The sequence below is a fragment of the Pseudoflavonifractor sp. An176 genome (assembly GCF_002160435.1).
Lineage (GTDB): Bacteria > Bacillota > Clostridia > Oscillospirales > Oscillospiraceae > Enterenecus > Enterenecus faecium.
The window spans coordinates 1-7,336 of the sequence record NZ_NFKO01000054.1 but is presented as its reverse complement, the minus strand read 5'-3'; the positions used below and the strand labels follow the sequence as shown (position 1 = coordinate 7,336).

The window sequence follows — 7,336 nt, the reverse complement described above, 5'->3', positions numbered from 1 at the left end:
GTGCGGGGGTAGGTGCGGGGGTGGGCTTGGGCGTAGGAGCCGGAGTGGGGTCTGGCTTGTTGGCGTCGGTGCCCTCGCCCCAGGGGCCGGAGTCGGCGGGGTTGTAGAGAATCACCTTGTCCCGCTTGGAGTAGCGGCTGGTGTTCTCGAAGGTGCGGGAGAGAAGCTTGCCGTTGGCGTCGTACACGCAGCGGTACACGTCCACCACCTTGCCGGTGTAGGGGGTGGTCTTCACCTTGGTGGTGCCGCGGGGAATGGAGGAGTCCGCCTCATAGACGGTGGTGTACTCGGTGGTGGAGCGGGTGTACCGCTCGGTCTTCACATAGGTGCCGCTGGGGTTGGTGCCGTAGATTTGGACGGTGAGCTTACCGCCGGAGACATAGGACACCAGCTTGATGGGGAAGTCGGTGTTGTTGCGGAACTTGAAGTCCAGGCTGGGGTAGTACACGGTGGCGTCCAGGCCGTCGGGCACATAGCCTACGGTAAAGGCGTGGTTGGCCCGGTGGACGATATCCAGGTTGGCGTACACTGCGCAGTAGTAGATGGCAGAGGACACCTGGCACACGCCGCCGCCGTCCATGGTGACGGTCTGGCCATTGGAGTAGCCGGTGGAGGACTTGTAGCCGTTGGCCTGGGAGGGGTCTCCGATGGTGCCCAGGTAGGAGAAGGTCTCACCGGGCATGAGGATTTTACCGTTGCAGGAGGAGGCGGCCAGAGCCACGTTATAGGAGCGGCTGGCCACGCCGTCCAGGTAACTGGTGTTGCTGGACAGCAGGTCCTGGTACAGCAGGGAGGCGGCCTGGCTCAAATTAGGCTGGGTGATGGTGACGGGGATGGAACAGGTCTCCCCGGGCTTGGTCTGTTCGATGATGCCTTGGGCCTCTTCCGGGTCGATGGAGCAGCCCATGACCATGGGGGTCAGGTTGCCGTTGGCGTCCTGGGTGGGGGCCTTGGGCTCCTGGTAGACCAGTTCGCTGAGAATCTCCCCGGTGAGCTCGGCGCAGGGAATGGGCTTGGTCTCCACGGTCAGAGAGGTCTCTCCGGTGGCCAGGGCGTTGGAGATCTGCTCCAGCAGGGCGTCCTTGTCCACCTCGGCCCCGTCGGTGCCCATGGTGACCTTGAGAGAGTGATCCTCCAGCTTGTAGGTGAAGTCCACCGGGTCCTTGTGCATGGCCTCGGCAATCTGGTCGATGTACTCCTTCACCTGCTTCTCTCCCTCGGGTGTGAAGGAGGAGGAGGACAGGGACAGGGGGTCCGGGTCACTGCCCGCACCCAGCCAGGCCAGGCCCAGGGAGAAGAAGCCCCGGGACTTCTTTTCCTCCATGCCATACTCCACGGCGGCCTGGGGGTCCACATCCAGCAGAGAGCCGGAGATGGTCACCTTCTGGTCCTCCCCATAGTTCAGGGTCAGCTCCAGGGTGTCCAGGTGCTCCTTCATGGAACTGGTCATATACTCCACCGCGGCATCCTGGGTCAGTCCGCCCAGGTCCAGGGTGACGGTCTGTGTGTGATTCTGGGCAATGGTGCCGGGGAGCAAACGGCCGTTGCCGCTGACCCAGGCGCACAGCCCGCAATAGGCTCCCGCCAGCACCAACACCGCAGCGCCGGCCACAATCCCGGCTATGATAGGGGGCGTGAGCTTTTTCTTGGAACGAACGTGCTCCATAGAACTTCCTCCATATGTTGTTATCTGTAAGAGGTGCCAGGAATTGACCGGAATGGAATCCCCTTGCACTTTGAATATTGTAACACCAACCGGTGGCTGGTACAAGAACAATTCGGTTAAAAAGATTTACAATTTGTCATCGTTTTTGGTGGCTATTTACACCGGAGGAAAAGATGTATATAATGTGGGTGACAAGCAACCGGGCGGCAGGGGCCGTCTGGACGGAAAGGAATCTCAGGTATGAATGGTTCGTACAGCTATGGACAGGGGGGCGGGTACCACTATAACCCCAACCCCAAACGGCCCAGACGGGACGGAGACTGGGAGGATTGGCTGGGGATTGTGGTGCTCTTCCTTCTCCCCTTTGGCATCACCCAGGTCATCGCCGTGGTGTGGCTTGTGAGCAAGCTTCGGAATATGACCCGTCAGCAGGCCCAAAACTATGCCTTCCAGGCCAGACAGGCCGCAGAATTTGTCAAGGGAAAGGCGGGAGCGGCCTTTGGCGGCCAGACCCCGGTGAAACGAAAGGGCTTGGCCCCCGGCACCGTGAAAATGGTGGTGGGCGGCGTCATGGCCGGGATGTTCGCTCTGGGCACCATAGCCCAGCTGGCCACCTTTGTGGAGAGCCTGCGGTACGGCTTCTTTTTCGCTGACGAGCTGGTCAACGTGTTTGTCATGCTGGCGGGCTTTGGCGTGGGCCTGGGCATGCTCCTCACCGGGCGGGAGCAGCGGGGCCGGATGGAGCGATACACCAACTATCTGGCCTACATCGGAGCCAATCGCCAGGTGAGTCTGGCCCCCATGGCGGCGGCTATGGACGTGTCGGTGCGCCGCCTGACCCGGGATTTGCGCAAGATGCTGGCTACCCACGTGCTGCCCACGGGATATCTGGATTTGAAGGCGGGCAAACTCATGCTCACCGAGATGGGATACACCGAGCCGGAGCCGGAACCGGAGCCCCAGCCGGAGCCGGAGAAGAACCAGCAGCCCTCCCAGGAGGATGAGATTCTCCGGGAAATCCGCCTCATCAACGACCTGATTCCCGACCCGGTGATCAGCGCCAAGATTGACCGCATCGAAGAGGTCACCCACAAGATTTTGCAGTACCAGAAGACCCATCCCCAGCGCACCGAGCAGCTGCGCACCTTCCTCAACTACTACCTGCCCACCACCCTGGACATTCTCCGCTCCTATGCCCGCCTGGACGCCCAGGGGGTGGAGGGGGAGAACATCACCGCCGCCAAGCAGCGCATCGAGGGCATGATGGACAAAGTGGTGGAGGGCTTTGAAAAGCAGCTGGATAAGCTGTTTAGCTCGGACGCCATGGACATTGCCGCCGACGTGCAGGTGCTGGAGAACATGCTGAAAAAGGACGGCCTGTCTGGGGACAACATGAAGCTGGACTAACCGACCCCCAAAGGGGGAGAAGGGAGTGTGACTCCATGCAGCAGCCAGAAGTGATTTGGTTTCCCTCCTCGGACGGGGAACATCCATGTGCCGGGTATCTGTGGCAGCCCCAGGGCCAGATAAGGGGCGTGGTGCAGATTGTCCACGGCATTGCCGAGCACATGGGGCGGTATGACCACTTTGCCCGCTACCTCAATGCCCACGGCTATGTGGTGTGCGGCGAGGACCACCTGGGCCACGGTAAGACCGGAGAGGCGGCGGGGCAGTTTGGCTATTTTGGCCGCCGGAACGGCTGGACACTGGCCACGGCCAACGTGCGCGCCTTCCGGAAGCTTATGGGAGAGAAGTTCCCGGGTGTCCCCTATATCCTGTTGGGCCACTCCATGGGCTCCTTTTTGACCCGCACCTACCTGTGCCGCTATCCCGGCACGGTGGATGGGGCCATCCTCTCGGGCACTGGGCAGGAGAGCCCCCTGCTGGTGGCCACGGGCCGCCTGGTGTCCACAGTGCTGGGGTGGTTGCGAGGACCCACCTATGTCAGCCAACTGGTGTACAGCCAGTCCCTGGGGGTCTATAATCGGCAGTTTCGCCCCAACCGCACCACGGTGGACTGGATGTGCAGCGATGAGCGTATGGTGGACGCCTACCTCCAAGATCCGTTGTGCTCGTTTATCCCCTCGGTGGGGCTGTTCCGGGACATGCTGGGGGGCTTGCGGTACATTTCCAGTGAAAAAGCTCTGTCCCGCATGGACCCCAACACCCCCATCTATCTCTTTTCGGGAGATCAGGACCCGGTGGGAGCCAACGGGGCGGGGGTGCGAAAGGTGTACGGGTATTTTAAGGACCACGGCACCCGGGACCTGGAGCTGAAGCTGTACCCCGGCGCTCGCCACGAGACCCTCAATGAGACAAACCGCATGGAGGTCTATGCCGATGTCTTGGATTGGCTGGACCGACACTGTAAATAAAAACGATGCCGCACAGAGCAAATCTGTGCGGCATCGTTGCAGACTGTCGAAAAACTCATGTGTATGCAAGAAGAATATATTTTTTGCATCATTCCCAAAGCCCTCGGCAGAGTTTTCCCGCCCGGGGGCGGGAAAATAAATTAAAATTCGTTTTTTTCGGGGACATGTGCATCGGAAAAAACACTTCTCAGCCCGCAAGTGTGGAATCGGGTCGCCCTTTGACCCGATTCTGCATGCAGCGGGCTGCAACTCCTCTCAAAAATGCTGGCATTTTTGAGAAGCGTGTCGGCTTATGGGGTGGTGAAACACAGGGAGATGAGGATGGGGACGAAGAAGGAGCAGATGATGCCGTTGAGCACCGACAGCACCACTGTCTCCTCGTTGGTGTATTTCAGCATCACCGGGAGGGTGGTGTCCTCGCTGGTGGCTCCGGCGGGGGCGATGCAGGTGTAGTAGTTGAGCTTGATGGCCACCACGGGGATGATGATGAAGGAGAAAATCTCCCGCATCAGGTTGCTGAGAAAGGCCACGCTGCCCAGTTCAGAGCCGCCAATCTGGCTGATGGTGGCGCCCGCCAGGCTGTACCAGCCCATGCCGCTGGCAATGGCCGCCCCCTGGCCCAGGGGAAGGTGGAAGATGGCGGCGCACACCAGGCCGCCCACCAGAGAGCCCAGGATGATGCCAAAGGGAATGATGAAAATTCGGATGTGGTACTCCCGGATTTTACGGAAGAGGCCCCGGTGCATCCCCACGCTGATGCCCACGGAGAACATCAGCAGATAGAGCACCAGGTCGGTGTGCTGGCTGAAAAAGGTGAGCAGGGGCAGTTCCAGCCCAGACAGGCCGTAGGCCAACCCTAAGAGCAGGGCCAGGATGGTGAACAGGACGATCATGCCTCTTCCTCCTTTTTATCCTGGTTGGGGCGCTTCATAAAGCGACGGGTGAGGACATACACCACCACAATGGACAAAACGGTGGGAATGAGGAAGAAGAGGAAGCTCTGAGCGCCCAGGGTGAGCAGTTGGTGGAGAAATCCCTCTTTCCGGCCCAGCATGGCACCCATGGAGAAGATGAGCACCAGGGTGCACAGCAGGGACGCCCCTTCGTTCCAACGCTTGGCCTTCTGGGGGAACAGGAACCGACCCACCAGGATGCCCAAACACATGACCAATAAGATATCCATAAAACGCCTTCTCTCTCTCCCTGCTTCCCCACCCATGGACGGGAGCGGGGACGGTGTGGTATAATCAAGCAACACGGCCTTAGGCCGTGGCTAGGTTGCGAACCCAACCATCATAGCAGAAAAAGACCATCGACGCAAGATAGAGAGGATTTTCACACCCATGATCATTTTTGATTTGGACGGAACCCTCCTCCACTCCAACGACTTGTGGGTGGAGGTGGATTTGGAATTTTTGGCCCGTCACCACTGCCAGGTGACCAAGGAATACGAGGAGCGGGTGACAAAGGCCACCTTCCCTTCGGCGGCTGAATACACCCGGGAGTATTACCATCTGGACTTGATGCCCCAGGAAATCATGGACCAGTGGGAGGAACTGGCCGCTCACCACTATCGGGACTTGGTGGAGCTGAAGGCGGGGGCCCGGGAGCTGCTGGAGCAGTACCGGAGCCGGGGGGAAGCGCTGGCCCTGTTTACCGCCTGCCGCCCCAAGCTGTGCCAGCTGGCCCTGGAGCGCCACGGCCTGGAGCCCTACTTTGCCCACGTGGTGTACGCCGAGGAGCTGGGGCTGGAAAAGCACGACCCCCGGTGTTTTGAGGCCCTGAGCCACACCCTGGGGGTGGAGCCGGAGGGGTGCACCCTGCTGGACGACTCCCCCTTTAACTGCGCCACCGCCCGGGCCGCCGGGATGCACACCATTGGGGTGTATGACCCCTGCTATGCCAGCCGCTGGGCGGAGATGCCCCACAGCTGCCACCGGTTTGTGCACTCGCTGGGAGAACTTTTGGAGGGGTGAGTGTCCCGAACCCCCGCTTTTCTCAGGGGAAACCCAGCGCCCCCGGTGGGGACGCTCCGCTTATGCCCGATTTCTCCCCGATGAGAAATCGGGGAAAGAATCGCTTAGGGCGTTCCCGCCGCTGGGAGCTAGGCTTTCGACCGCTGGGAACAGCGGCGGACCAAGGAAGGCCCTGGTAGTAGGTGTGCAAACGTACAGAGAAGTAGGCACATTCCGTTGAATTGACCTGCCATCTATGTGACACCACCAGGTCAAGGGCCGAAAAGAGGAGGTCGCATACTCCAACCAGTACCGGCGGGGTGGATTCCATAAGGCGGGGGAAGGCCCCGCCTTTGGTGGTCTTTGGTTCCTTTCTGGCAGCAGAAAGGAACCCCCAGCGGGGAGCGCATCCCCGTGACTGGTAAGTCTAGATAGAAATGAAAAATGAGACGATACAGAGGTTTGGTTCTGTACCGTCTCGTTTTGGTTTTATTTGGTTGCGCACTGCTCCAACAGGTACGCCCCGCATTTCTCCACCCGGTCGAACACTTTGCCGGGGTTGCGCTGTTCCAGGGCCTCCGTCACCCCGTCCTGCCAGGCCGCCGACAGGCAGGTCACCCCCACCTGGTCGCAGGAGTCCACGTCGGTGGCGGTGTCCCCGATGTAGCAGAACTCCTCCGGGGTCAGCTGGTATTTGTCCAACAAGTAGCGCAGATGGTCCACTTTATTGGGGGCCACATCCGAGCCGCACAGTACCTCGTCGAACACGTCGGCAATGCCGAACTGCTCCAGCGAGATGCGGCAGGTGGGGGTGCCCTTTCCCGTCACCAGCACCAGGGGAATCCCCCGGTCCTTCAAGGTGTGCAGAAGCTCCCGGATGCCGGGGAACAGGTCGGGCACCACCTGGGGGTGGAGCCGCTCATATTCCCGGCAATAGTCGGCCACCCCGGCCTCCCACTGGTCCCCCGCCAGAATCTTGGCGATGCCCACCTCGTCCAGGCCGAAGGTGGCGGTGATCTCCTCTTCACTGAGGGTGTGCCCGGCATAGGGAGACAGAGCCAGGCCGAAGGCCTGAATGCACAGGGGCAGGGTGTCGGCAATGGTGCCGTCCAGGTCAAAACCAATCATGCGGAACATGGAAAACCCTCCTTATACTTTGGTCAAGTGCTGGCTGGCGGATTTCAGCATCAGCCGCTTGGTGCCCACGGTGTCGAAGGCGATCTCCACCAGGGCGTCGCCCCCCATCTTCTGCACCGACAGCACCAGGCCCCGTCCAAAGGCCTTGTGCTGGACGCTGTCTCCCTTCTGCAGGGAGAGAGCCGGGGCGGAGGGGGTGGGGT

General features: G+C 60.6%; 8 protein-coding genes. 3 read left to right on the top strand and 5 right to left on the bottom strand.

Features of this window, described 5'->3' with window-relative positions; translation table 11 throughout:
• Positions 1-1,666: VanW family protein (locus tag B5F12_RS11405; RefSeq protein ID WP_087234493.1), on the bottom strand; the 1,666-nt coding region annotated here is incomplete at its 3' end.
• A gap of 240 nt (positions 1,667-1,906) precedes the next feature.
• Between B5F12_RS11405 and B5F12_RS11400 the strand changes: the two genes are divergently transcribed.
• Both B5F12_RS11400 and B5F12_RS11395 read left to right on the top strand, forming a co-directional pair.
• Positions 1,907-3,073: a 5-bromo-4-chloroindolyl phosphate hydrolysis family protein gene (locus B5F12_RS11400; protein ID WP_087234491.1), complete on the top strand. Its 1,167-nt coding sequence runs from the start codon at positions 1,907-1,909 to the stop codon at positions 3,071-3,073.
• Between the two features lie 35 nt (positions 3,074-3,108).
• Positions 3,109-4,041: an alpha/beta hydrolase gene (locus B5F12_RS11395; protein WP_087234489.1), complete on the top strand. Its 933-nt coding sequence runs from the start codon at positions 3,109-3,111 to the stop codon at positions 4,039-4,041.
• A gap of 290 nt (positions 4,042-4,331) precedes the next feature.
• Here B5F12_RS11395 and B5F12_RS11390 read toward each other — a convergent pair whose 3' ends face one another.
• A complete protein-coding gene (locus tag B5F12_RS11390; protein ID WP_143482389.1) occupies positions 4,332-4,934 on the bottom strand; it encodes a lysine exporter LysO family protein in 603 nt (200 codons plus the stop codon).
• Positions 4,931-5,224, bottom strand: a complete 294-nt coding sequence (locus B5F12_RS11385) for a hypothetical protein (RefSeq protein WP_087234487.1) — start codon at positions 5,222-5,224, stop codon at positions 4,931-4,933. Before B5F12_RS11385 ends, B5F12_RS11390 begins: the two co-directional genes overlap by 4 nt.
• A gap of 160 nt (positions 5,225-5,384) precedes the next feature.
• Here B5F12_RS11385 and B5F12_RS11380 point away from each other — a divergent pair, with 160 nt between their 5' ends.
• Positions 5,385-6,017 carry an HAD family phosphatase gene (locus tag B5F12_RS11380; protein ID WP_087234485.1) on the top strand — a complete coding sequence of 211 codons (633 nt, stop codon included), beginning with the start codon at positions 5,385-5,387 and terminating at the stop codon, positions 6,015-6,017.
• Positions 6,018-6,485: 468 nt separating this feature from the next.
• Here the strand turns inward: B5F12_RS11380 and B5F12_RS11375 are convergent, their stop codons facing one another.
• Complete coding sequence (locus B5F12_RS11375) at positions 6,486-7,133, bottom strand: HAD family hydrolase (protein WP_087234483.1); 648 nt, start codon at positions 7,131-7,133, stop codon at positions 6,486-6,488.
• Between the two features lie 12 nt (positions 7,134-7,145).
• On the bottom strand, positions 7,146-7,336 hold a 191-nt coding region (locus tag B5F12_RS11370), incomplete at its 5' end, for a hypothetical protein (RefSeq protein WP_143482388.1).